24 protein-coding genes are annotated in these 25,953 nt (G+C 58.0%); 23 read left to right on the top strand and 1 reads right to left on the bottom strand.

Annotation, left to right across the window (positions count from 1 at the left end; translation table 11 throughout):
- The first annotated feature begins 18 nt into the window (after positions 1-18).
- From VG146_21220 to VG146_21120, 21 genes are all read left to right on the top strand, one after another.
- Positions 19-717, top strand: coding sequence for a DUF502 domain-containing protein (locus VG146_21220; protein HEV2394879.1), 699 nt, complete (start codon positions 19-21; stop codon positions 715-717).
- Positions 714-1,388, top strand: coding sequence for a DNA repair protein RecO (gene recO, locus VG146_21215; GenBank protein ID HEV2394878.1), 675 nt, complete (start codon positions 714-716; stop codon positions 1,386-1,388). The genes VG146_21220 and recO overlap by 4 nt, the downstream gene beginning before the upstream one ends.
- A 123-nt stretch (positions 1,389-1,511) precedes the next feature.
- A complete protein-coding gene (locus VG146_21210; GenBank protein ID HEV2394877.1) occupies positions 1,512-1,919 on the top strand; it encodes an NADH-quinone oxidoreductase subunit A in 408 nt (135 codons plus the stop codon).
- Positions 1,892-2,404 (top strand): NADH-quinone oxidoreductase subunit NuoB, encoded by a 513-nt coding sequence (nuoB, locus tag VG146_21205; protein ID HEV2394876.1) that lies wholly within the window; start codon positions 1,892-1,894, stop codon positions 2,402-2,404. Before VG146_21210 ends, nuoB begins: the two co-directional genes overlap by 28 nt.
- A 50-nt stretch (positions 2,405-2,454) precedes the next feature.
- A complete protein-coding gene (locus VG146_21200; GenBank protein HEV2394875.1) occupies positions 2,455-3,021 on the top strand; it encodes an NADH-quinone oxidoreductase subunit C in 567 nt (188 codons plus the stop codon).
- Positions 3,018-4,154, top strand: a complete 1,137-nt coding sequence (locus VG146_21195; protein HEV2394874.1) for an NADH-quinone oxidoreductase subunit D — start codon at positions 3,018-3,020, stop codon at positions 4,152-4,154. Before VG146_21200 ends, VG146_21195 begins: the two co-directional genes overlap by 4 nt.
- A gap of 18 nt (positions 4,155-4,172) precedes the next feature.
- Positions 4,173-5,186 (top strand): NADH-quinone oxidoreductase subunit NuoH, encoded by a 1,014-nt coding sequence (gene nuoH / locus VG146_21190; protein ID HEV2394873.1) that lies wholly within the window; start codon positions 4,173-4,175, stop codon positions 5,184-5,186.
- Positions 5,183-5,731, top strand: coding sequence for an NADH-quinone oxidoreductase subunit I (locus tag VG146_21185; protein HEV2394872.1), 549 nt, complete (start codon positions 5,183-5,185; stop codon positions 5,729-5,731). Before nuoH ends, VG146_21185 begins: the two co-directional genes overlap by 4 nt.
- Positions 5,728-6,261: an NADH-quinone oxidoreductase subunit J gene (locus VG146_21180; GenBank protein HEV2394871.1), complete on the top strand. Its 534-nt coding sequence runs from the start codon at positions 5,728-5,730 to the stop codon at positions 6,259-6,261. The genes VG146_21185 and VG146_21180 overlap by 4 nt, the downstream gene beginning before the upstream one ends.
- A 191-nt stretch (positions 6,262-6,452) precedes the next feature.
- Complete coding sequence (gene nuoK / locus VG146_21175) at positions 6,453-6,779, top strand: NADH-quinone oxidoreductase subunit NuoK (GenBank protein ID HEV2394870.1); 327 nt, start codon at positions 6,453-6,455, stop codon at positions 6,777-6,779.
- Positions 6,780-6,781: 2 nt separating this feature from the next.
- The gene (locus VG146_21170; protein ID HEV2394869.1) at positions 6,782-8,257 is read left to right on the top strand and encodes a monovalent cation/H+ antiporter subunit D family protein; all 1,476 of its coding nucleotides are present in this window, start codon (positions 6,782-6,784) and stop codon (positions 8,255-8,257) included.
- Positions 8,254-8,565 carry a hypothetical protein gene (locus VG146_21165; GenBank protein HEV2394868.1) on the top strand — a complete coding sequence of 104 codons (312 nt, stop codon included), beginning with the start codon at positions 8,254-8,256 and terminating at the stop codon, positions 8,563-8,565. Before VG146_21170 ends, VG146_21165 begins: the two co-directional genes overlap by 4 nt.
- Positions 8,566-8,571: 6 nt before the next feature.
- Positions 8,572-10,365: a Na(+)/H(+) antiporter subunit D gene (locus tag VG146_21160; protein ID HEV2394867.1), complete on the top strand. Its 1,794-nt coding sequence runs from the start codon at positions 8,572-8,574 to the stop codon at positions 10,363-10,365.
- A 3-nt stretch (positions 10,366-10,368) separates the two neighbouring features.
- Complete coding sequence (locus VG146_21155; protein HEV2394866.1) at positions 10,369-11,871, top strand: NADH-quinone oxidoreductase subunit M; 1,503 nt, start codon at positions 10,369-10,371, stop codon at positions 11,869-11,871.
- 148 nt (positions 11,872-12,019) lie between these two features.
- Positions 12,020-13,516: an NADH-quinone oxidoreductase subunit N gene (locus VG146_21150; GenBank protein HEV2394865.1), complete on the top strand. Its 1,497-nt coding sequence runs from the start codon at positions 12,020-12,022 to the stop codon at positions 13,514-13,516.
- A gap of 20 nt (positions 13,517-13,536) precedes the next feature.
- On the top strand, positions 13,537-14,964 hold the full coding sequence (locus tag VG146_21145) for an NAD(P)-dependent oxidoreductase (protein ID HEV2394864.1): 1,428 nt from the start codon (positions 13,537-13,539) through the stop codon (positions 14,962-14,964).
- Between the two features lie 267 nt (positions 14,965-15,231).
- A complete protein-coding gene (locus VG146_21140) occupies positions 15,232-15,939 on the top strand; it encodes a TetR/AcrR family transcriptional regulator (protein HEV2394863.1) in 708 nt (235 codons plus the stop codon).
- A gap of 29 nt (positions 15,940-15,968) precedes the next feature.
- Entirely contained in the window at positions 15,969-17,186 is a 1,218-nt protein-coding gene (locus tag VG146_21135) for an efflux RND transporter periplasmic adaptor subunit (GenBank protein HEV2394862.1), read from the top strand.
- A 12-nt stretch (positions 17,187-17,198) separates the two neighbouring features.
- A complete protein-coding gene (locus VG146_21130) occupies positions 17,199-20,384 on the top strand; it encodes a multidrug efflux RND transporter permease subunit (protein ID HEV2394861.1) in 3,186 nt (1,061 codons plus the stop codon).
- On the top strand, positions 20,381-21,880 hold the full coding sequence (locus tag VG146_21125; GenBank protein ID HEV2394860.1) for an efflux transporter outer membrane subunit: 1,500 nt from the start codon (positions 20,381-20,383) through the stop codon (positions 21,878-21,880). The genes VG146_21130 and VG146_21125 overlap by 4 nt, the downstream gene beginning before the upstream one ends.
- Before the next feature lie 343 nt (positions 21,881-22,223).
- Positions 22,224-22,796 (top strand): hypothetical protein, encoded by a 573-nt coding sequence (locus tag VG146_21120; GenBank protein ID HEV2394859.1) that lies wholly within the window; start codon positions 22,224-22,226, stop codon positions 22,794-22,796.
- A gap of 14 nt (positions 22,797-22,810) precedes the next feature.
- On the opposite strand, the gene VG146_21115 is transcribed toward VG146_21120, so the two are convergent.
- The gene (locus tag VG146_21115) at positions 22,811-23,377 is read right to left on the bottom strand and encodes an NADPH-dependent FMN reductase (GenBank protein ID HEV2394858.1); all 567 of its coding nucleotides are present in this window, start codon (positions 23,375-23,377) and stop codon (positions 22,811-22,813) included.
- Between the two features lie 247 nt (positions 23,378-23,624).
- Between VG146_21115 and VG146_21110 the strand changes: the two genes are divergently transcribed.
- Positions 23,625-24,329 (top strand): DUF72 domain-containing protein, encoded by a 705-nt coding sequence (locus VG146_21110; protein HEV2394857.1) that lies wholly within the window; start codon positions 23,625-23,627, stop codon positions 24,327-24,329.
- A gap of 19 nt (positions 24,330-24,348) precedes the next feature.
- Positions 24,349-25,953, top strand: a 1,605-nt coding sequence (gene ligD / locus VG146_21105) for a non-homologous end-joining DNA ligase (GenBank protein ID HEV2394856.1), incomplete at its 3' end; no start/stop codon positions are given.

Below are 25,953 nucleotides of genomic sequence, written 5' to 3'. Positions count from 1 at the left end.
TGCGCTTAGAATGGTCCGGTGAAGAAAAAGCTCCTCGCAACATGGCAGGCCAATTTTTGGGCCGGTTTGGCGATCGTTTTGCCTGGGGTGATTTCGGTGGCCGTGCTGGTGTGGCTTTTTGGCACCGCCTCGAGGATAACCGATACGCTGCTGCTGTTTCTGCCGCACAAGCTCACCCACCAGGACATGGGCGCCGGGCCGATGTACTGGTATTGGAGTCTGTGCGCGCTGCTGCTGGCTGTGGCGTTGATTGGAGTGGTAGGATTGCTGGCCCGCAATTATTTTGGCAAAAAGATGATTGAATGGGTGGATGCCACGCTGCTGCGCGTTCCACTGCTTAATAAGATTTATGCCGCCACCAAACAGGTTAATGAGGCGTTCTCTTCGACCAACAAGAATGCCTTCCGCACCGTAGTCCTAGTCGAGTTCCCGCGAGAGGGCGTCTATTCCATCGGGTTCATCACCAACGAACAAGAGGCCACATTCAAGACCGGCAGCGATGAGAAGTTCGTGTGCGTTTTTGTTCCGACCACCCCCAATCCCACCTCGGGTTTCCTGCTCATGGTGGCCGAGGATAAGGTCACCAAACTCGACATGTCCGTCTCGCAAGGTATTAAGTATATCATCAGCCTCGGGTCCATTCTGCCCGATTACGCCCCTGCCGTGCAGCCACGCCTCAAGGGCGCCCCACCGGACCTGACGCCCGTAGGGTCATGACCGAATCGGCCACCGGCTTGGTGCTGCGCATCCGGAGCCTCACCGAGACCAGCCTGATTGTCCATTGGCTCACGCGCGACCTGGGGCGGCTGGCGACTGTTGCTAAAGGGGCGCGCCGGGCCAAATCGCCTTTTCGCGGCAAGCTGGACCTGTTTTATCGGGTTGATTTGAGCTTCAATCGCAGCCGCCGTTCGGACCTCCACACCCTGCGCGAAGTAAACGTCCTGGACACTCACCCGGCCCTGCGGACCGACCTCGGCTATCTCCGCCAGGCTGCCTATTGCGCGGGATTAGTCGAACAGACAACTGAAACCGACACACCGCTTCCAGCCTTCTTCGCTCTGATCGAGGAGCTGTTGTGCTATTTGCCCGGCCACCCCCCCGAACCTCAGACCATTTTCGCTTTCGAACTCAAGTTGTTAAACCACTTGGGACTGCAACCGGACTTGAATCAGACAAAGCTGGATGCCGGGCTGCGGCAGGTGGTGAGGGCCTTAACGGAATCTGATTGGCCCGCCATCGCCCGCCTGAGACTCAGCGCCCCGCAAGTCAACAACCTCAACCGATTTTTGCACGGGTTCTTAATCTTTCACCTGACGAGCATGCCAAAATTCAGACAGGCGGCTTTAGGATTAGGACTTATCCACCCCGAGACGCAGGTAAGACATTAGAAAACATATCGCCGGGTTCTGCGCTTATCAGCCCTTTGATGCAGTCGCCAGGACAAAAAACGGTGAGCAAAAGACACCATTTGTGTTGCCGCTCCAGCCGCCCTGGAATGAGATAGCCGCAGTATGGACGATGTCCTTTTAGGCGATTTGATTTACGTCGTGGCTTTTTGCCTGGGCGGCCTGGTATTTGCCCTCGGACCGATTGTCCTGGTCCATCTGATTTCGGCGCGCCGTACGCGCAACTACGCCCATAAGACCGAACAAGCCATCGAATGCGGCATGGACCCGATCGGGGATGCGTGGATTCGCTACAGCGCGGTTTACTACCTGTACGCTTTGGTGTTCGTGGCGTTTGCTGTCGATGTGTTGTACCTGCTCCCAGTGGCGTTGGTTTATAGAGAAGACGTCGGGGCTTTCTTTGTTCGTGATTTCTGTGAGCTAATCCTTTTCGTGGGCATTTTGTCGATGGTGATTCTGTACGCCTGGAGGAAGGGCGTTTTTGAATGGAAACGCAAGAAGATCAACTGCTGAAGGACTGTTCGCCCTGGGTGAGGTTCGCCAAGCTGGATGAACTGCTCGCCCTCGGGCGGGCCAACTCGCTCTGGCCTCTCACCTTCGGGTTGGCGTGCTGTGCCATCGAGATGATGGCGGCTGGGGCCTCGAGGTTTGACATCGCCCGCTTTGGGGCGGAGGTCTTCCGCCCCTCGCCTCGCCAGGCCGACGTAATGATCGTGGCGGGAACAGTGAACCACAAGATGGCCGCCGCAGTTAAGACCCTTTACGACCAAATGCCTGAACCCAAATGGGTCATTGCGATGGGCAATTGCGCTATCTCAGGCGGGCCGTTCGTGTTTCCCGGCCAGTACGCGGTGGTCGAGGGCGTGGACAAGCTCTTTCCGGTCGATGTCTTCATACCCGGCTGCCCGCCCCGGCCTGAGGGGCTGATCGAAGGGATTTTGAAACTGGAAGAGAAACTGACAGGCAAAAGACGCTGGCCGGTGGTCAAACCGGAGTAAACCCTTTTTTACACCCCGCAACCCCCGAACATCCTCTCTACAGCCCGGCAATGAATCCCGAGACAAAAACCTCCAGTCAAACCTCTGTAACCGGCCCGGCAGAGAGCCCCCTTTTGCCTGGTTCGGCAACGGCCCCCGGGCAGGCGGGAGTGGCGGAACTCCAGAGCGTCACTGCAAGCGATGCGCGGCAGCCTTCCACTCACGCCCTGTCGCATCTGCCGATTCCCTTCCAGGTGATCGATTATTTGATGAAGGGTTACCATCTGAACGCCACGGTTCAACCCGACCAGGTGGTCTTTGCGGCGCGCGAGCTAGCTCGCGAAGGGTTTGCCCTCGATACCATCACCGGTGTGGATTGGCTCGCCGCGGGCCAAATGGAAGTGGTCTATGATTACTTCCATCCTACTCAATTGCTGCGGGTCGTGGTGCGTTCGCGAATTCCCAGAGACCATCCCGAAATCCCCACCATCTCGGCGGTGTTTCCCGGCGCCAACTGGCACGAACGCGAGACACATGACTTCTTTGGCATCCATTTCCTGGGACACCCCAATCTCATCCCGTTTTTGCTGCCTGAGGACGCCACCTTTCATCCATTGCGGAAAGATTTCAGCGTGTGATTGCCGAACCGGATATTGCTCAACCTGCCGAAAAGGCGCCCCAGGAGACGTTTGTCCTGAACCTGGGGCCGCAGCACCCGGCCACGCACGGCGTGTTGCGGGTCAAGATGACCATGGACGGCGAGTACATCGTGCGCGCCGAGCCGGTTTGCGGCTACATCCACCGGATGCAGGAGAAAATGGGCGAAAATCGCACCTACGCCCAGTTTCTGCCGAACACCAGCCGCATCGATTACCTCTCGGCGCTGACTTACACGCACGCATTCGTGGGCGCGGTGGAACGCGCCGCCAAGCTGCAAGTGCCCCCGCGCGCCGAGTATATCCGGGTCATTACTTCGGAACTCAATCGCATCTCGAGCCACTTGGTCTGGTGGGGAGCGTTTCTGCTGGACCTGGGCGGATTCACGCCCTTGCTGTACGCCTTCGACGATCGCGAGAAAATCCTCGACCTGCTCGAAGGCATTACCGGGGCACGCCTCACTTATTCCTATTTCCGTATCGGCGGCCTGTACAACGATGTGGATGACCAATTCCTCAAGGGCGCCCGCGCCTTTGTGGCGCACATGCGTCCCCGTCTCAAAATGTACCGGGAGTTGGTGACGGAAAACATCATCCTGCGCAAACGGCTGATTGGGATTGGCCCAATCACAGTCGAGATGTGCCGGGGCTATGGGGCGACTGGTCCGGTGATTCGCGGCTCGGGTGTTGCCTATGATGTTCGAAAGATTGAGCCCTACTCTGCCTATCCCGAATTCGATTTCCTGATCCCCACCTTCCCCGAAGGTGACTCGATGTCGCGATACCTGGTGCGAATGGAAGAAATTGCCCAAAGCCTGCGCATCATCGAACAGGCGCTGGATAAACTGCCGGTGGGTCCGGTGATGGCTGAAAAGGTCCCGCGCGTGCTCAAATTGCCACTCGGCGATTACTGCTATGCGGTCGAGGCGGCGCGAGGGCGTTTCATGGTGCGACTGGTCAGCGATAACAAAGAGATTCCCTACCGGGTGAAGCTCCGGACGCCGTGCCTCTCAAACCTGAGTCTGTTCGAGGAGGCTTCGCGCGGAATGCTGCTGCCAGACGCCTTGGCCTTGATGGGCAGCCTGGACCTGGTCATCCCCGATATTGACCGATAACCCCTCGCACCCCTGAACATGCGCCAACTGCTCCATAGACTCTCGGACGAACCATTCAGGCTCGTTCTGTCGCTGGTTGCGATCATGGCCTTCGTCGGTTTGAACGCGGCTTACCTGGTCTGGGTCGAGCGCAAGGGCGCCGCCCGTTTTCAACGGCGTCCAGGCCCGACCGAGGTGGGATGGGCGGGCCTGCTCCAGCCCATAGCGGATGCGGTCAAACTGCTCTCCAAACAGCTCATCGTCCCGGCGGGCGTGGACCGAACACTGTTTCGGATGGCGCCCTTGCTGGTGATGGCCCCTGCCCTGGCGAGCCTGGCGGTCATCCCCTTTAGCGCGAGACTGGCGGTTCGAAATATCAACGTCGGCTTGCTGATGATTTTTGCCCTCGGCTCTATCAATGTGATGGCGATAATGCTCGGGGCATGGTCCTCGCGGAACAAATACGCGATCATCTCGGCTGCGCGTGTGGTTTCGCAGAACGTCGCCTATGAAATCCCGATGCTCCTGGTGGTCATCACGATGGTGATGGTCACCGGCACGATGAATCTCAATGACATCGTCAATAACCAGGCCGGGGGATTCTGGAAATGGTACTTGTTCCGGCTGGACCTCAATCCGCTGGCGCCGGTTACCTTTTTGATTTTTTTCATCTGCATGCTCGCTGAGACAAACCGGGCGCCGTTCGATATGGCCGAAGCGGAAAGCGAGTTGGTGGCGGGGGCCTACACCGAGTATTCCGGAATGGGTTTCGGAGTCTTTTTCATGGCGGAATACGCCAATATCCTGCTGGGCTGCAGCCTGGGGACTGTTCTGTTTCTAGGCGGCTGGCAAAGCCCGATTGGGATTCTGCCGGGGTTGTTCTGGTTTTTGGTGAAGCTTTATCTGCTGGTCTTTTCGGTGGTTTGGATTCGCTGGACGTTTCCCCGCACGCAGTTCTACGGTCTGTTGAATCTTTCGTGGAAGATTCTCATCCCGGTAGCGCTCTTCACGCTAATTCTCTCCAGCGCCATGGTTAAACTTTTCAGGGCATGAACGCGTTTCGAGAAATTTACGGCGGAATCAAAAGCCTGGTCATCGGGTTGCGTATTACGCTGGGCCAATTCTTCAAACCGATTGTCACGGTTCAGTACCCACACCAGGCCCTGAAGATGCCCGCCCGCTTCCGCGGGCATATCGAGCTGGTGCGTGACCCAGCAACGGGCAAACCCAAATGCTTCGTTTGCAAACTCTGCGAGAGGGCCTGCCCCAGCGATTGCATCACGGTCGATGGCGTGAAGCCTGAAGGCGCCAAACGCAAGACCGTTACCCAGTACCGTCTCGATTTCACCAAATGCAGCCTGTGCGGTTCCTGCGTCGAGGCCTGCCGCGACGGGGCTATCCGTTTCTCCCACGACTACAACCTGGCCAGCACTCATAAGGAAGATTTCATCATGGATTTGTTTCAACGGCTCGAAGCCGAGACGGCTTCCCCGGCTGGCGCGCTGAATTCACAAAACGCCCTCCCTCCCCCCGCGACCAGCGCGCCTAAAGAGGAACCTGCCGGGGTCGGCGGGGGGCTCAAACTGGAGACCAAATGAACCCGTTCCCGGCTTCATCACTGATCGCCAACGGGATTTTCCTGGTCTGCGTGGCTACTATGAGCGCCGGCGCTTTGCTGGCAGTGCTGAGCGCGCGCTTGATTCGCAGCGTCTGCGGGCTGGCCATCTGCTCGTTCGGCTTGGCCGGGCTCTACTACTTCCTCAACAGCCCCTTTCTCGCTCTGATGGAGATTCTCATCTATGTGGGCGCCGTCTGTGTGACCATCATCTTCGCTATCATGCTCGCCGAAGCCGACGAGCCGCCCGCCGGCGCCACGAGCGGTTCGGCATTTGTGTGGGGCGGGGTGGGCCTGGTCGCCGCAGTAGCGATTTTCTATGCCTTGGGTTGGGTCGGCACGCATGCGACCTGGACCTCGATTCCAGCGGTGGCCAATGACGGCTCGATCAAGGCAATCGGGCGTGCCCTGCTGACCACATACAGCCTCGCGTTTGAACTCATCTCTCTGGCGATCCTCGTAGCGATCGTCGGCGCGCTGGCTATTGCCAAACCCGGAAGGACTCAACCATGACCACGCTCCAATTATTCAGTCAGATTCTGGCGCAGGCTTCCAGGGCAGGCGCTCGGGTTGCGGAAACCGGAATGCCACAAGCGCCGTCCTCTGCTCAGGAAATAGAGAAACCAGCCGGGATGGAAGTCTCTCCGGAGTCCCAAACGGGTCTCTCGCTGGGGGAACGAGAGCCTGACCCCGCATAACATCTTATGAATTTCTCTCCTATTTACGACCGGCTCGACATCTTTTTAATGGCTGCGGCATTGCTGCTGGCCATTGGCATCTACGGGCTTATCCGGCGGCGCACATTGATCGGGATGTTGATCTCGGGCGAGTTGATCTTCTCGGCGGCCTCGCTAAACCTGATGGCCTTTAACCGCTTTACGGCCTCAGACCCCGCGGCGGGCCAGATTTTTGTCCTGTTCATTATGGGGTTGGCTGCCGCCGAGGTGGCGATTGCCTTGAGCATCATCATCGCCGTTTATCGCAATTATCGCTCGGTCAAAACTGCCGGGTTGAACGAACTCAAGGGATAACAATGACACCCACAACCGACATCCGGCTTCTGCTGGCCATCCTGGCGCCGCTCATTGGCGCCGGCCTGGTCATGCTCTTCGGCAAACGCCCCAATCTGCGCGAGACCTGCTCGTTCCTGGCGGCCGCGACCCTGTTTGCCATCACTGCATCGATGATCCCCGCAGTCCTCGCTGGCGTCCGCTTGCATTTTGTGGTGTTTCAATTGCTGCCGGGCTTGAGTATCGCGCTGCGAGCCGACGCCCTGTCGATGGTCTTCGCATTATCGGCCTCATTTCTGTGGGTAGTGACCGTGTTCTACTCGGCCGGTTACATGCGCGGTCTCGAGGAGCACGCCCAAACCCGCTTTAACACCTGTTTCGCTCTGGCCTTGTTCGGCGCCATCGGCTGTGCCTTCTCGGATAATCTGCTGACCTTGTATCTGTTTTACGAAATCGTCAGCATCTGCACCTACCCGCTGGTCGCCCATCATCAGGATGAGGAAGGGTATGAAGGCGGAAAGAAATACCTGGTGTATTTGACGGCGACAGCCAAGGGCCTCGTGCTACCGGCGATGGTTCTCATTTACGTGCTCTCGGGCACCCTGGATTTCGCCACCAACATCCGCACCGGCATCATCCCGCCGAACGTGCACCACGGGATCATCGCGGCGCTCTATGTCTGCTGCATCCTTGGGTTTGCCAAGAACGGTGTGATGCCGTTCCATAATTGGCTCCCCAGCGCCATGGTCGCTCCTACCCCCGTCAGCGCCCTGCTCCATGCCGTCGCGGTCGTCAAAGTCGGCGTCTTTTCCACCGTGCGTGTGATGCTTTACGTGTTCGGCGTGGACTGCATGCACGCGTTGAATCTGGGGCTGCCGACCGCTTACTTCGTCTCTTTCACCATTATCGTCGGCTCAATCGTCGCGTTGAGCAAAGACAACCTGAAAGCGCGGCTGGCCTATTCAACTGTGAGCCAGCTCTCGTACATCATCCTGGGCGTGGCGCTGTTGACCCCTGCGGGCATTGAGGGCGGTTTGATTCATATCGCCAATCATGCCTTTTCTAAAATCACATTGTTCTTTTGCGCCGGCGCCATTTACGTCGCGACTCATAAGAAAAACATTTCTGAGATGAGCGGTCTGGGCCGGGCGATGCCGTTCACCTTCGGGGCCTTCGCGCTGGCGTCTCTGAGTATGATTGGCGCTCCGCCAGTAGCCGGGTTTGTTACCAAATGGTATTTGCTCAATGGCGCGTTTGACGCGGGCTCGATCGGGATCATCGTGATACTCCTGGCCAGCACGCTGCTCAATGCGGCGTATTTCGCTCCAGTTGTTTACCAGGGCTTTTTTGGAAAAAGCTCCGAAGCCGACGCGCACCATCAATATAGTGAGGCGCATCCCGCCCTGGTTATTCCTTTGAGTATCACCGCGGTCATCTCGGTCCTGATTGGCCTTTATCCCGCATTTTTCATGCGCTTCGTGCAGCATCTCATCTCATGAACCTGGTCAAATTCATCGAATTTCTGCGCAAGCGGCTCAAGAGCGTGGTGCGAATCTGCCTGGCGCTTCTGGCGCTGCTGATCCTGGCGGACGGCCTTTTTGTGAACAAGGGCCACGCCCATACCCAAATGGAACGTGTGCCAGGCTTTTGGTCCCTGTTCGGTTTTGTGGGTTGCGTGCTCATTATCCTCCTCTCGAAATGGTATGGCCACGCCGGAATTATGACGCGAGAGGACTACTACGAGGTCTCAACCAAACCAGGGGGGACGAGCCCTGCGAGTCCCCAGGATTCTGGTGAGAAGCACTAAGCCGTTATGACTCATTTTTGGCTTCATCCTGCATTGATTCTCATCCTGGGCAGCTTGCTGCTGCCATTCCTGCCGGCCCGTCTCAAGAAGTGTTACCTGCTGCTCATCCCGGTGCTGGTCTTTGCCCGAACGTTGACCATGACCGCTGGCAGTTTTGGCCACGTGCAATTTCTTGATTGGGAACTGGTGTTTGGGCGCGTGGACCGCTTGAGCCTTGTTTTCGGCTATATTATGAGCCTGATGTGCATCCTGGGGACCCTTTACGGGATGCATGTCAAAGAGGATTCGCAGCATATCGCCGCCTGGTTTTATGTCGCCGGTTCCATTGGCGCTATCTACGCCGGGGACTTCATCACGCTCTTCCTCTTTTGGGAATTAATGGCTTTTTCCTCGGTGTTCCTGATTTGGTTCCGGGGCAGGCGGCAATCGCTCGGAGCCGGCTTGCGCTACCTGCTGGTGCACGTCACCGGCGGCCTGGCCCTGCTCATGGGCATAGTAATGCATTGCAGGGCTCAGGGGAACTGGGCCTTTAACGCGCTGGATGTTCAACACCCGACACCGGCCATTTACCTGATTATGATCGGGTTCATCCTCAATGCGGCCGTGCCGCCGCTGCATGCCTGGCTGCCCGATGCCTACGGCGAAGCTACTTTCAACGGCGCGGTGTTCATGTGCGCCTTTACAACGAAAACCGCCGTGTACGCCTTGTGCCGGGGTTTTGCGGGGATGGGCATCCTGGTGCCGCTGGGAGTTATCATGGCGCTTTATGGCGTGGTGTACGCGGTGCTGGAAAACGACAGCCGGCGGCTGCTGGCCTATCACATCATCAGCCAGGTCGGTTACATGGTCGCAGCCGTTGGCCTGGGCACCGAGATGGCCATTAACGGCGCCTGTGCCCATGCCTTCGCCCACATCCTCTACAAGGGCCTGTTGTTCATGGGTTGCGGAGCCGTTCTTCACATGACCGGCGAAAGCAAGTTCACCGAGTTGGGCGGGCTTTGGAAAAAAATGCCCTGGACATTTTTGTTCACGCTAATAGGCGGCCTATCCATATCCGCCTTCCCGCTCTTTAGCGGGTTCGTCAGCAAATCGATGATCATCTCCGCTGGTTTTGAACAACACAAATTCTGGGTCGGATTCCTGCTCTTGCTGGCCTCAGCCGGCACGTTCCTCCACACTGGCCTGAAAGTCCCATACTTCATTTGGTTCGGGAAAAACAAGCCTCGGCAGGAAGTCTTGGACAAGGCGGCTGAACCGCCGTGGAACATGAACGCCGCCATGTTCATCACCGCAGCCCTCTGCATCTTTATCGGCTGCTATACGCCTTATCTGTACAAGATGCTGCCTTACCCTCAAGAGGCGCTGAAATATCAGCCCTACACGGCTTATCACATATTCGAGACGCTGCAGATTCTCCTTTTCACCGGGCTGGGTTTCTTCCTCTTGCTCAAAAAACTTGTGCCCGAGCCCACCATCAGCCTGGACATGGACTGGTTCTATCGCATGGGCGGGCGCGCCTTCTTCTGGCTGGCGCGCAAGCCGGTCCAGGGCGCCGATACGTTCGTGGGCGAACTGTATCGGCTGGCCGGTCTCATCCCGCTGATGTTCTCAGCGCGCCTGGCGGGCCTTTTCGATAACCGCGTTATTGACGGTCTGGTCGATGGCCTGGCAGCCGGTATAGGCGGTGTGGGCCGGCGGTTGCGCTCCGCCCAGCGCGGCCAAATGCAGGAGAACCTGACGTTTGCCTTTGCGGTCGCAGCCATGCTTATCGTGGCGCTGATTTGGTACTCGAACCGATAAACCATGATCCTTTCCGGCTATAACGAAACGGCGCTCAGTGTCCTGATCTTCAGTCCGCTGGTCGCGGCGGCCATCGCTGTCCTCGTAAGGAACGAAACCCTGTTGCGTTGGTGGACGTTGCTCTTCACCTCAGCCGCCGCCCTTTTCTCCCTGCCGTTGTTCTGGCGATTTGATGTCTCAACGGCGAATTTTCAGTTTGTTGAAGACGTGCCCTGGGTCCCGGCGCTCAAAACCCATTACGCCCTGGGCATCGATGGAATCAGCCTCCTGCTGGTGCTGCTGACGACGCTCATGATGCCCTTATGCGTGCTGGCTTCCTGGCGCTACATCCAGACCCGGGTCAAGGAGTTCATGATCTGCCTTTTGATCATGGAGACGGCGATGGTGGGTGTTTTTTGCGCATTGGACCTGGTCCTCTTTTTTGTCTTTTGGGAGGCCATGCTCATCCCGATGGCCTTGCTGATTGGCATCTGGGGCGGGCCGCGCAAAATCTACGCGGCACTTAAGTTTTTCATCTACACGATGGCTGGGTCGGTCTTCCTGCTGGTGGCCATTATCGCACTGTATCTCAAGACCGGCACCTTCAGCATCCCCGAACTCATGGGCCGCTCGTTGCCGCAGAGTTTTCAATGCTGGATATTCCTGGCGTTCTTTATCTCTTTTGCGATTAAGGTGCCGATGTTCCCATTCCATACCTGGCTGCCGGCAGCTCATGTGGAAGCCCCTACCGCCGGCAGCGTCTTGCTCGCAAGTGTTCTGCTCAAGATGGGCACCTATGGCTTTCTGCGTTTTTCCCTGCCAATGACGCCTTACGCGACCGCGGTGTTCACGCCGTACGTACTGGCATTATCCGTGGTAGCCATCCTTTACGGCGGTCTGACGGCCCTTGCCCAGACGGACCTGAAAAAGCTGGTTGCCTATTCGAGCGTGGCGCATATGGGCTTTGCCACCTTGGGAATTTTTGCCCTGAACAAGGTCGGCATCGAGGGAGCTGTCCTTGTGATGATCAATCACGGGGTCACCACGGGCGCCCTGTTCATCGTAGTGGGAATTATTTACGAGCGGTTGCACACCCGGGATTTGGGGCAAGCGGCGGGCATGGGCAAGGTCATGCCTATCTTCGCGCTCTTTGCCGGCGTCTTCGCCCTGTCCTCTTTGGCTTTCCCCGGCACAAACAGCTTCATTGGCGAGTTCCTGGTGCTTAGCGGCGGCTTTGCGGTTTCCAAAGCGATGATGGTCTGTGTCGTGCCGGGGGTCATTCTTGCCGCTGCTTATATGCTTCGGATGCTCCAGAAGGTCGCTTACGGGGGCACTCGAAATCCGGACCATTCGCATCTGAGCGATCTCGGCGTGCGCGAGGTCGTCACATTGGCGCCCCTGCTGGTGCTGGTTTTCTGGATTGGGCTGCATCCCGCGCCTCTGACACGGGTCATGGAGGCCAGTGTCCAACATCTCATGGAACAAACTCACCCCGCCACCGGGCTGGCCGTCCTGGACCCAAAATGAAACAGGCGCATTGCTATGCTCTTTGTAGGAGACGACGTAAGGAGTCTCTGATCCGCAACTCCCGGGTGAAGCAAAGGCGGCCGACAGACATCCTTTATCAGAGACTCCTCACGTCGTCTCCTACAAAGGTTTGGAACCGACTAAACCCATGACGAATTCCACCATCCTGCTTTTTTTGCCTGAGACGGTCCTCCTGCTAGGGGCCTTGGTATTGTTCTGTTTGAGTTTAGGCGAATCCCAGACGAGCAAAACCCGGGTTGCTGCGCTCGTCATTGTCGGCTTCTCCATTGCATCTTGCCTGTTTTGCTTCGGCCAGGAAGGCGCTCTTTTTTATGGCGCCTATCGGGTGGACCTGTTTTCCCAGGTGCTCAAGCTGGCCCTGAGTGGTGGACTGCTGCTGATCCTGTTGCTAGGCGGCAACCTTTCGGATATCCGCGACGATGTTAAACCGGAGTACTACCTGTTCCTGACCATCAGTGTCAGCGGGTTGACGATGCTGGTCAGTTGCATCGACTTGATTACTTTGGTGGTAGCCCTCGAGATCTCCGCGTTCCCCCTCTATCTCATGGTCCCCATGCGGCGCGAACGCCAGGGCCAGCGCAGCCAAATGGAGTCCGCTATTAAGTACATCATGTTCGGCGTGGCGGCCAACGGCGTGATGTTCTTTGGGATGAGTTACCTCTTTGGCCTGACCGGGACAACATCCTTGCCGAGCCTGTTGCTCAGGCTCCAGCCGGTCATCCATTCGCCCCTGGCGATCGTCGGCCTGGCCATGATGCTCGTCGGTCTTTACTACAAACTCGCCATCTTCCCATTCCATTTCTGGACGCCGGATGTGTACCAAGGCGCCGCCAATGAGACCGCCGGCTTGATAGCGTCCCTGCCCAAAATCGGCGGGGTGGCGGTGCTGGTCCGCTTTGTGTCTTTGGCGACACCGGACCACACGACGATCGCCTTGCTCCTGACCGTCCTGGCAGCCAGCTCGATGTTCTACGGCAACCTCATCGCCTTGATGCAAAAGGATTTCAAACGCATGCTCGGCTTCTCCGGCATTGCCCACGCCGGCTATGCCTTGATGGGATTGGTCGCCCTGGACGAAGCCGGTTACTCTGCTGCCCTCTATTATATCATCGGCTATGTGCTGATGGTCCTGGCGTGCTTTGTTGTCATCTGCAAAGTCTCCCGCGACGGCTCGAATGTGCGCATCGAGGAATTAGCCGGCCTGCACCGCCGGGCGCCTTTGCTGGCGCTGACGCTGGCCGTCGGGGTGTTTGCCCTGGCGGGCATGCCGCCTTTCGTCGGCTTCATGGGCAAGCTGACCCTGCTCTCCGCCGCCTTGGCCAAGGGCCATCTGGCGCTGGTTATCATCGCGGTCGTCAATGCTGCCATTGCTATTTATTACTATTTGGGCGTCGTACGCGAGGCCTGGTTCCGTGACCCCGGCGAGTTGCCGCCGATCAGGCTGGATTGGCCGACTCGCGTCCTGTGTGTTCTGCTCATTGGAGGCATTCTTGCCCTGGGCGTTGTGCCGGCCCGCGTGCTGGATACCATCTCGACATCGGTCGCCCGGGCAAACCTCACGCCCTCAACCGCTGTCCTGGCAGTCGAAGTTAAATCGAAGGAAATGAAACCCGCTCCACCATAAACCCATAACCCATCTGTCCCATGAGCGAGACTGGCGCAACGAACTTGAACTCGAAATACGCCTGGCGCGAATTAACCCGCCAGGGATTGCCAAAACGCTCCGCATCCGAACGAGCGGCTGATTTTCTCGAAATCTACGGGCTCTATGATGAGGCCACCGCCCGTGAACAGGCCAGCCGCTGCATCCAATGCCCCAACCCCAGTTGTGTGATGGGATGCCCGCTGTGCAACCCTATCCCCGAATGGATGCTGCTCACCGCTGAAGGCCGCTTTCTGGAAGCCGCGGCAGTCCTGGGTTCGGTCACCAACATGGCCGAAATCTGCGCCCGGGTCTGCCCGAGCGACCATCTCTGCGAGGGAGCCTGCATCCTGGAATCGATTTCGGAGCCGGTTTCCATCCAGGGCCTCGAACAGTTTCTCATCGAGTATGCCTTTGCCCATGGCCAGGTCGATGCCAGCACCGCTCCGCCCAACGGGCTGAAGATCGCGGTTCTGGGCTCCGGCCCGGGCGGCCTCGCCTGCGCCGAGGAGCTGGCAAAGAAGGGCTACGCGGTCAGCATTTTTGATTCCGATGTGGTTCCGGGCGGGTTGTTGGTCAACGGCGTTCCGGCTTTCAAGCTGGACCAATCCATCGTTCAACGCCGCATCGATTTGTTGAAAAAGCGCGGGGTTGCGTTTTGCCTCGGCCTGAAACCAGGAAAGGATATCACCCTTGCGCAATTGCGAACCGGTTTCGACGCCGTGATGATCGGGATCGATTGGCGCCAGGCGCGCCCACTCGATGTGCCGGGTGCGGAACTCAAAGGGGCCATCCAGGCGCTGCCCTTTCTTTTGCAAAAGAATACGTCGATTCCCCTGCAACTGTCCGCGCTGGACATCACCGGCCAGCGGGTGGTCGTTTTGGGCGCAGGCGACACCGCCATGGATTGTTTGCGCGCTGCCATCCGGTACGGAGCGCGTGAGACCCTTTGTGTCTATCGCCGGGGCGAGCGCGAAATGCCCTGCTCGAGGCAGGAATATCGCAATGCCCGCGAAGAAGGGGCGCGGTTCCTCTTCCAGGCGGCGCCCGTCGCCGTACTCGGACGCGGCACCGAGTCGGTGTCCGGTTTGCGCCTGATCCGCACCCGGCTCGAATCGGCAGGGACCGAACGGCTCAGCTTTAGCCCTCAACCCGGAACGGAATTTGAGATAGACGCCGATTGCGTGATCCTGGCATTGGGATTTATGCCGGCGCCTTCCTCGGAGGATGATGATTTCAACATGCTCGCAAGGAACGATTGGGGGGGCCTTGCCGTCGATTCAAACCTCATGACCTCGATGCCGGGAGTTTTCGCCGGTGGCGACATCGTGCGCGGGCCCACTTCGATTCTGCACGCCGTGCGCGATGCGCGCCTGGCAGCCGCCCGCATTCATTCTTATCTGGCTCAAACCTCTCCGCCCAGCCCGTGAGCGGATGTGGGTGGCCACGGGGAATCCCGCCACCTGCAGCCAGAGATCGGCTTGCTTGAGCCGGCGGCGCCGACCCTCCGGTCAACTCGGCAACGAAAAGATAACCCTCCAAACGGTCGCAATTTGGTAAACAGAGTCCTAGGCAACCCTCCAAAGCGACAGAGGACTGACGCAGTTTACGACCCTTCGCGCGGACAAGAACCCTTGACGAGGACTGTGGTAGTGAGTATGGTCAAACGTTCGTTTTAAACGAGCGTTTAACATGAAATGACACCCGCAGCCGAACAATGCCGGCGAGAGCGAATCCTGGATGCCGCTGAACAGGCCTTTGCCGAGCATGGCTTTGCCGGGGCGTCGTTGCGCCACATTGTGCTGGAGGCGCAGGTGAATCTGGCGACGGTTTACTATTACTTCCAATCCAAAAACGGTTTAATGGAAGCGGTGCTCAAGCGGCGCTTTGGTCCGCTGCGGGCAGAGCACCTCGAACTGCTGCGGAGGCTCGAAGGCGCCGCAGCAGGCCGGCCGCTCATGGTGGAGCAGATACTCGAAGCGATGCTCCTGCCGCCATTGCGCCTTGCGGTAAAGTCCTCCCCCGGTCCCCAGGCAGTGAGGCGGCTGCTGGGGCGCATCGTGACGGAGCCGGACCCGGAGACACAGAAGATTCTTCGCAGCCAGCATGCGGATGTGCGGGAAGCCTTTCTCAAGGCGCTTCGGGCGAGTCTGCCGCGCGTGCCGGAAGCCAATCTGCGCTGGCGCCTGGAATTTGTGTGGGGCGCGCTGGCGTTCATCCTGTGCAACCCGCACAAACTCGAACAGGAGACCCACGGCGCTTGCAATCCCGTCGATACCGAGCGGGTGCTCGCGGAGATGATCCGATTCTTCTCGCCGGGCTTTTGCGCGGAGACAAGCGGGGAAGCTCGCCCCAGACGGCCCAGGGTTTTGCACGCCTCGAAACTCCAAATCCGAAAATCTTGATCGCCAGCCACGTCAACCGAAACAAATTTATGAGAAATTTTATCGTTCACGCCTTGATCATCGGCAGCTTGGCCCCGCTTCTGAGCGCGTGCGCGCCAAACAAGCCGCCGGCCAGTCCACCGCCTTCCAAAGTCACTGTGAGCCATCCCCGCACCGAGGTCGTCACCAATTGGGATGAGTATCCGGGCCACATTGAGGCCGTTGAGACCGTCGAATTGCGCCCGCGTGTTTCGGGTTACCTGGAATCCATCCATTTCGAAGATGGGACCGAGGTCAAGGCGGGTGACCTGCTGTTCGTGATTGACCCCAAGCCCTACCAGGCGGACCTGGACCGCGCTTCTGCCGAGAGGCAGCAGGCCGAAACTCGTCTGGAATTAGCCCGGAGCGACCTGCGCCGTGCAGAAAGTTTGCGTGGAACCAAAGCGATTTCCGAGGAGGAGTACGACAGCCGGAACAAGGCCGTGCGCGAAAGCGAGGCGGCCTTGGCTGCATCGCGCGCAGCAGAATCGACCGCTCAGCTCAACCTGGATTACACCCGTATTACAGCCCCGGTCAGCGGCAAAATTGGCCGCCGCCTCGTAACGGTCGGCAATCTCGTTCAACTGCAGGGCAACAGCGGCGCGACGGTCCTGGCCACCATCGTCTCGATGGACCCGATCTACTGCTACTTTGATGTGGACGAAGGGGCCTTTCTGAAATACCGCGCCAAAATGAAGCAGGCTACTAACTCCGACGAACAGGGCGGTGGCGCCCTCTGCGACCTGCAATTGGCTGACGAGGAGACTTTCACTCATCGTGGGCGGCTCGACTTTTTTGATAACCAGGTCAACCCGCAGACCGGCACAATTCGGCTGCGCGCCGTTTTTCCAAATGCGGACCGAACTCTGGTGCCGGGAATGTTTGCTACCCTGCGGGTGCTGGCCGGCGCCCCGGAACCGGCGATGCTCATCCCGGACGTGGCCGTATTGTCCGACCAGGGATACAAATACGTTTATATTGTCGGCAATGAGGGCACCGTTCAGGCGCGTCCTATCTCGACGGGCCGCAACTATGGTTCACTACGGGCAGTCACGAAGGGCTTGGCGCCGGACGATCAAGTTGTAATCAACGGGCTGTTAATGCTCCGGCCCGGGGCCAAAGTGGATGTGGAAGGAAAGGGACAGGAGCCGGCTGTCAGGGCCGGCGCATCGGGTGGCAGCCAGGAAGGTCACCAACCCGCAACCGGTGAACCGAACCGCAAATCCTGAAGCGAGGCCCCAGTGAAATTCTCCCATTTCTTCATCCGCCGGCCTGTCTTCGCGTCGGTCTTGTCCATCTTCATCGTTCTGCTGGGTGTGATCGGCCTGTTCACATTGCCTGTCGCCCAGTATCCGGAAATCACGCCCCCAACTATTTTCGTCCAGGCCACGTATCCCGGGGCCAATGCCGAAACGGTCGCCGATACGGTGGCGACTCCGCTCGAAGAGCAAATCAACGGCGTCGAGAACATGCTTTACATGTCGGCACAATGCAGCAGCGATGGGTCGATGCGCCTTTCAGTGACGTTCAAAGTGGGGACCGACCCGAACACAGCCCAGGTGCTGGTCCAAAACCGGGTTGATGGCGCCTTGCCGCGGCTGCCTGAGGAGGTGAGAACGTTGGGTGTGATCACGCGCAAACGCTCCCCGACCATTGCCATGCTGGTCAGCCTGATTTCTCCCTCGGGCAAGTACGACCCTGTTTATTTGAGTAATTACGCCTACCTCCACGTGCGGGACGTGCTCGCGCGGTTGCCGGGCGTCGGTGATTCGATCATCTTCGGCGCGCGCGACTATTGCATGCGCATTTGGATCGATCCGAACAAGGCCTCGGCGCGGAGCCTGACAGCCAGCGACATTGTCTCGGCTATTCGCAGGCAGAATATCGAAGTGGCGGCGGGTCTCGTTGGTCAGGCGCCCCAGCCGCCAGGCAACCTCTTCCAACTGGCTGTCCGGACCAAAGGCCGCCTTGTCACACCCGCTGAATTCGAAGACATCGTGCTCAAGGCCCAGCCAGACGGCCAAATCACCAGGCTTCGTGATGTGGCCCGTGTTGAGTTGGCCGCCAACGATTACAGCATCGACAGCAAGCTTGATGGACGGCCGGCTGCAGCGATTGCCCTGTTCCAGCAACCCGGCTCGAACGCCATTGAGACGGCCAATGCCATCGAGGCGGCCATGCGCGAGCTGAAGAAGGACTTCCCTGATGGCCTCGATTACCGCATTGCCTACGACACCTCCGCCTTCATCCGGGAATCCATCCGGGCGGTCCTTCATACCCTGATTGTTGCAATCATCCTGGTAGTTTTTGTTGTGGTGTTGTTCCTGCAGAATTGGCGGGCTTCCCTGATCCCCCTGATATCGGTTCCCGTCTCGCTCATAGGGACGTTTGCGGCGATGACCGCGTTTGGATTTTCCATCAATAATCTCTCTTTGTTCGGCCTGGTGCTGGCGATCGGGATCGTTGTGGATGACGCCATCGTGGTAGTCGAGAATGTCGAGCGCCATATCGCCGAAGGGCTCTCGCCGGTTGCCGCAACCCACAAGGCGATGGACGAAGTGAGCGGGGCGGTCGTGGCAATCGCGTTGGTACTGAGCGCGGTGTTTATCCCCACAGCGTTCATCAGCGGAATCACGGGTAAATTCTACCAGCAATTTGCCCTAACTATCGCAGTTTCAACGCTCATCTCCGCCTTCAACTCGCTCACGCTCAGCCCGGCTCTGGCGGCCTTGTTGCTCCAGCCTCATCACGCCCCAAAGGATTTCATCGGACGCGCCATGCACGCCTCGGTGGATTGGCTCTTTCGCGGGTTCAACCGCCTTTTCGAGGGCGGGCGGGCTGGGTACGTCCGGGCGCTTTCGAGGGTGCTGCGTCATTGCGGCGTTACCATGGTTCTTTACGCAGGCTTGCTGGCGTTGACCTGGTTCGGTTTTCAGCATGTGCCCACCGGCTTCATCCCCTCACAGGATAAGGGCAGCATTTTTTGTTACCTCCAGCTTCCCGATGGCGCCTCGCTTCAACGCACTGAGGCGGTCAGCAAGCGGGTGCTGGATTTGGTCCAACACACTAAAGGTATCGCGGCGGTGTCCGAGTTCGCCGGTCTGTCGCTGGTTTCGCTGGGCAACAGTGCGAATGCCTCGAGCATGTTCATTCGCCTGAGTCCATTTGAAGAACGGGTCCAGGAGGGACTCACCGCCGATGTAATTATTAATAATCTAAGGCATACGATCGCAGCAGCCGATATCCAGGAGGCCTATGTGGGGGTTTTCGGCACCCCGCCAGTGGACGGGCTTGGAATTCTTGGCGGATTCAAATTGCAAGTCGAGGACCGCAGCGATCTCGGCTACAGCGCGCTACAGACAGCCACCTACCAACTGGCCGGCGCCGCCGCCCGTGACTCGCGGATTTCCGGTGCCCTCTCGACTTTCCGCGCCAGTGTGCCGCAGGTTTATCTCGATGTCGATCGGGCCAAGGCCGAGTCGATGCAGGTGCCCTTGGACACCGTGTGGGATACCCTCTCCATTTATCTGGGCTCCCTTTACGTAAACGACTTCACCCTCTATGGCCGCCCGTACCACGTCACGGCCCAAGCCGACGCCCCATTCCGCGCCAGGCCCGACGACGTAAAGAACCTCAAGACACGCAATGCCCGCGGCGAGATGGTGCCATTGGGAACTCTGGTTAAAATCAAGGATATCAATGCCCCGGTCCTGGTTGGCCATTACAATATGTTCCCGACCGCTGAGATCACCGGCAGCACGCCACCCGGCGTGAGCACCGGCGACGCTATCCAACTCATGAAGAGCCTGGCCGACCGGGTGCTCCCGCGCGGCATGACCATCGAATGGACTGAATTAACCCTCCTGCAAATCCTGGCCGGCAACACGGCTCTCTACATCTTCCCGTTGTGTGTGCTGATGATGTTTCTGGTGCTGGCCGCCCAATACGAAAGCTGGTCGCTGCCCCTGGCCATTATTCTCATCGTGCCGATGTGCCTGCTCTTCGCTATTGGGGGAGTGTGGCTTCGCAGGCTCGATAACAATCTCTTCACCCAAATTGGACTAGTGGTCTTGATGGGATTAGCCTGTAAAAACGCCATTCTCATCGTTGAATTTGCCAAACAACTCCAGGATGCTGGCCGCAATAGAACCGAAGCGGCCATCGAGGCCTCACGCCTGCGCTTGCGTCCAATCCTGATGACATCGTTTGCCTTTACCTTTGGCGTCATCCCGCTGATGCTTTCGCACGGCGCCGGGGCAGAAATGCGGGTATCAATCGGGACTGCTGTCTTTTTCGGAATGCTGGGGGTCACCTTCTTCGGCGTAGTGCTCACCCCGGTGTTTTATGTCACCATCCGCCGCCTCCTGGAACACAAAACCAAATCGAGCACGCAAACCGTGCCCGAAAACACGCTGCCCGCTATATGAACGAGTTGAAACCCTTTCGTCCACGTGCTGACTTTTCGGCCTTTCGCGTTCTGTTCTCCAAATCCTTTGGCCTCCTGGCCTCCTTATCGCTTGCCCTCGGCGGTTGCGCGTTTGGACCCAATTTCCATCCACCTCAAACCACGGTGGATTCCGGGTTCGCCAATGGGGAGCAGACTAATCTTAGTTCTGGCCGAATCGCGGTCGATTGGTGGCACGGGTTCAAGGATGCCCAACTGGACGGACTGGTGGAGCACGCGCTCAGCGCCAACCAGGATTTGCGCATCGCCACCGCGCGCGTGCAGGCGGCCCGCGCTCTGCGCATGGGCGCCATTGCCGACGAATTGCCCGTCATCAACGCGACTGGTAGTTACTCGAAATCCGTTTTTAGTGAGGAAACCACCCCGTTCCCTCTCTCCCGCTCCCAACGCGAACTCGATCTCTACAGCGTCGGCTTTGATGCTACATGGGAACTGGATATTTTCGGCAGAGTCCGGCGTTCAATTCAAGCCAGCAATGCCGAACTGCGCGGAACCATAGCGAATCGGCAGGACGTGCTGGTCACCATGATTTCCGAGCTGGCGAGGAATTATTTCGAATTGCGCGGTGGACAGAATCAATTGGCCGTTGCGCGCCGCAACGCCGCCAACCAGCAAGAGACCTTGGATGTGGCGGAAGCGAAATTTAAGGCGGGCCGCGCTACCGAACTCGACACCGCTCGTGCCCGGGCGGAGTTGAACTCGACTCTGGCCAGTATCCCATCACTCGAGGGGGCGATTAAACATTCCATTCACCGGCTCAGTGTCCTGACCGGACAACAACCGCAGGCCCTGGCGCCCGAGCTTTCAGAGCCAGCCCCGATTCCCGCGTTGCCGGCCCTGGCTAACATCGGCGACCCAGCCAGTCTGCTTCGAAGGCGCCCGGACATTCGCGCGGCGGAAAGCGCGCTGGCTGCAGCCACCGCCCGTATCGGTATTGCCACGGCAGACCTGTTCCCGCGCGTCACATTCAATGGGAATCTGGGTTTCTCGGCAAACACCATTGGCCGGCTCGGCAAACCCGCGACAGATTCCTACGCCTTCGGTCCTCAAATTACCTGGGCGGCGCTCGACTTTGGACACGTGCGCGCCCGGATTCGAGCCTCTCACGCCCAGGCCGACGCCGAGCTTGCTTTTTATCAAAAAACCGTGCTAACCGCGCTTGAAGAAACAGAAAACGCGCTGGTTGATTTCGGTCGCGAACAGGCCCGGCGTGAGTACCTGCGCCAGTCCGTGGATTCGGCAACGCAAGCCGTGGCCCTGGCTCGCCAGCGTTACGAAAGCGGCATAGCCGAGTTTCTTCCGGTCCTGGATGCCGAACGGACTCAACTCGAAGACGAGGCGCAGTTAGCCCAAAGCGAGACCCGCACCGCTACCAGTCTTGTGGCCATCTATAAAGCTCTGGGCGGCGGTTGGGAAATCGAGCAACCCAAGCAAATCGCCCAGCGCCAGCCCCGATAGATCCCGCTGCCGGAATGTCTCGGAGCTGTTTTAAAAATGGCGAGACTTCTCTCCTCGTCGTCCTGAGAGCCGCCCCGCATTGACAATCCAGGCATTCTCAGGCTTCGTGATGAAGCATGATTCGAAAGACCCAATGCTGCAAAAAAGGACCCCGCGGGATTTTAAAACAAGCTCTCAATGCGCTGTGCCTTCTGCTCATCGCCACCAATTCTTCGGCTTTTGCCGGCCCTGACGACCCCAGCCCCTTTGGCGTCGGCTCTTCAGCCGAAGCTTCGGGCCGTTACGGCGCTTGGATGCCTAAGATGGCCGCTGCCGGTGCTAAGTGGGTCCGGATCTTCCCGTCTTGGGAACAAATCGAACCCTCTCCGGCAACGTGGAGATGGTCCCTAATGGATTCAATTCTCAATACCGCTGCGGCCAATCGGCTCAACGTGAGCGGGTCGGCGATTACAGCAGTGCCTCGTCCGTCTCGATTGTGATGGATAAGCCTGAAGTCGCCAAAGGACTGCACCTGCTTAATCCGGATGCGCTCCCGGAGGTGACCGTTGACGGAGTCACCGCTCGCGACTGCAGCAAAACCCCGGGGATCGCATTTGCCGTAGATCCGAATTTCCTATCTTATACCCACACCCCCATCCAAATCAGAGCTATCGTGCGAAAGATATCGGCTGCCGATCACCCCGGCTTTAACTTGAAATACGAATCTGCTGCAGGGCGCAAGGGCATCGGGTGGAATTCGGGTCCGGGCGCAGACAAATGGCGCACACTCACATGGAATATTGCCGATGACGAATTCGTCGGCAGTTGGGCGTACCATTTCTCCTTTGACTCGGACTCGACGAATAACAGCAGGTACTACCTGCGGGAGGTCACGATAACGAAGCTCATTCCGGAAGCGGCCCTGGAGCCGCGATAGTTTACAAAGCAGGCTCAAGTCCCTTTGGCTTTGCGGTCGGCAATAGCTTCGGCAAACCACACGACCTCGTCCAGAAAAACAGCAGCGCGTTTTTCATAGGCAGAGTCATTTGGGGTGCCATCCTCACGAAAACTGTCTTGAACATGCGACACCGCGAGGTTTTCAGGTATTGGGAAAGCGCCCATCCCAAGAGTCACTAACCGGAGCTGTGCCAGGCAATTGATGCCGCCGAAGCCGCCCGCTGAAGCGGTCACAATGCCGACCGGCTTGCGCTCATACTCGGGAAGCAGGTAATCGAGCGCATTCTTGAGAACGCCGGGATAACCATTGTTGTACTCGGGCGTGACGATGACGAACGAATCGGCGCGGCCAATTTTTTCACCAAACTCCCTCAAGCGCGGTGGTGGGTCGCTGCGCCGATGCAGCCGTTCCTCCATAATCGGGAAATCGAAGTCAAGCAGGTCCAGCAATTCCGTCTCAACTCCCTGGCGCACCTTCAATCGCGCGAAAACAAAACGCGCTACCTTGATGCTTTGCCGATCACGGCGCGTGCTCCCGGCGATTATAGGGATGTACAGCAATCAGTTCCTGTTTGGGTTTTCTTGTTCCATTAAAGTAGGCGGGAAATGCTGCCGTGCAAGCCGAATTTCCTGACTTCCTGACTCTTCTACATCTGCACTCATTGCGGGAGCGCAAGCACGCAAGCATAGACTTGGTGTGGACAATTCGAGCGAGGCGTAATATTTTCCTGGGCATGGTGAGTTCCCCCAGCGCATTAAGGCAGGGCATAACCGGAGCTCACGCAAGGCTTTAAAGGCATCAACACCTGTGAACCTCTACGTCGGCACCAGCGGTTACTCTTATAAGGAGTGGAAGGGGACGTTTTACCCAGAGGACTTGCCTGAAAAGCAAATGCTCCGCTTTTATGGCGCGCGATTTCGAGCTGTCGAAATCAACAACACGTTCTACCGGATGCCCAAGGAATCCGTCTTGGAGGCATGGGGGAGCGAAGTGCCTTCAGATTTCAAATTTGTGCTTAAAGCTCCGCAGCGGATTACTCACATGCAGCGGCTTAAGGACGCCGGCGATTCAGTGGCGTATCTGCTCAAAGTGGCCGCGGCACTGAAGGAACGATTGGGACCGCTGCTGTTTCAGTTGCCCCCCTACCTAAAGAAGGATTTGCCCCGGTTCCGCGATTTTCTGGGGCTGCTGCCGCGCCAACCGGGGGCCGCTTTCGAGTTCCGCCACCAATCCTGGTTCGACCCTGAGATTTTCGATCTATTGCATCAGCATCAGGCCGTGCTCTGCATCGCCGAGGCGGAAAATGACCTGGAGATTCCCTTTGTATCAACGGCGGACTGGGGTTACATGCGATTGCGGCGTCCTGATTACGGCGATGCGGCGCTGAAGGCATGGGCCAAACGAGTCAAACAGCAGCAGTGGCGGGAGGCCTTCGTTTTCTTCAAACATGAGGAGGAAGGCAAGGGGCCCGAAATGGCCCGGAGGTTCCTTGAGCAGACCGCATTGGATTGATCGTAAACTCTGGTTCTCAATGTCGCCACCCTCCTCTCAAATAGCCCAGATCGGGAAACGGAAACTGGAACTGTCCAATCTGACAAAGGTTCTTTACCCGGGCGAGGGCATCGTCAAGGCGCACTTGGTCGAGTATTATCTTAAGATTGCGCCCACAATCCTGGCCCACGTCAAAGGGCGGCCCCTTTCGCTGGTGCGGTTTCCGGACGGGATAGATGGAGAATCGTTCTTTCAAAAGAACCGTCCGAATTGGGCGCCCGATTGGCTGGACCATGTGATACTCGGGGATGAGAAAAAGGATTACATTATTGCAACCGAAGAAGCTTCGCTTGTTTGGCTGGCAAACCTGGCCTGCATCGAATTGCACCAAATGCACGCGCGCGCCCCGCATTTTGACACACCTGACTACATCGTGTATGACCTCGATCCGCCGGAGGATTTTAGGTTTCAGGACGTTGCCGCACTGGCGCTCGAATTCAAAGAACACCTCGAGCCATTCGGGTATCATGCCTTCGTAAAGACCACCGGCCGCAAGGGCGTGCATGTGGTCACCCCGATTGAGCCGAAATGGGAATTCCAAAAGGTCTTTGAAGCAGCCAAGGCCGTCGCCCAGCCATTTGCGGATTCTCACGCTTCAATCGTGACCTTGCAGATAAAGAAAGAATACCGAAAAGGCAAAGTACTCCTGGATATTTATCGCAATCGGCAATCGCAAACCATTATCTCGGCATACAGCCTGCGCGGACTCGCCGGCGCACCGGCTTCCACCCCGCTGACTTGGGAAGAATTGGGCTCGGTCGAAAACCCGAAGATATTGGATATTCACAATGTGCCGCAACGCATCTTGCAAAACGGCGATCCCTGGGAAGTAATCGACGCTTATGCCACCCCCCTCCACACCGATAAGAAAATCACCAGACCCTTGCTGAAAATACTCAAGCCGGCCCGAACGCGCAAAACCCCTCAGCAGCTTTCCCAATACTCCCGCAAGCGCAGCTTTGATAAAACACCGGAGCCGCCGCCGGTTCAAATTGCTGGAGACGGGAGCGCGTTTGTAGTTCATCGGCACCATGCCTCCCGCCTGCATTATGATTTGCGCTTGGAACAAAACGGTCTGCTGAAGTCCTGGGCTGTGCCCAAAGGTCTGCCACCCAGGCCGGGTATCCTGCGGCTGGCGGTTAATGTCGAGGATCACCCTTTGGAATACGTGAATTTCGAAGGGGCCATCCCCAAAGGTCAATACGGCGGCGGTATGATGTGGAAATTTGCGCAAGGGCGCTACGAAATCAGCAAACAGAAAAAGGATGGATTTTATTTCCGCCTGCAATCCCGCGAGTTGAATGCCGAATACCGCATCCATCACACAAAAGAAAACCAGTGGCTCCTCGAGCGGGTGGACACCCCCCAACTGGATTGGCTGCGCGACCCCGTTCAGCCCATGCTGGCTCGAGCGTTCGATAAACCACCCGCCTCGACGGATTATCTTTACGAAGTGAAATGGGATGGCATTCGCGCCATGGTCGCCCTGGATGAAGGCGAACTAAGGATTCATGGCCGGAACGGGCTGGATATCACCACACAATTTCCCGAATTGCAGGTCCCGGAGCAAGCCTTCCGGGCAACC

The organism is Verrucomicrobiia bacterium (assembly GCA_035946615.1).
Classification (GTDB): Bacteria; Verrucomicrobiota; Verrucomicrobiia; order Limisphaerales; family UBA8199; genus DASYZB01.
The sequence above is the reverse complement of the archived record's forward strand: the minus strand, read 5'-3'. Positions and strand labels throughout refer to the sequence as shown.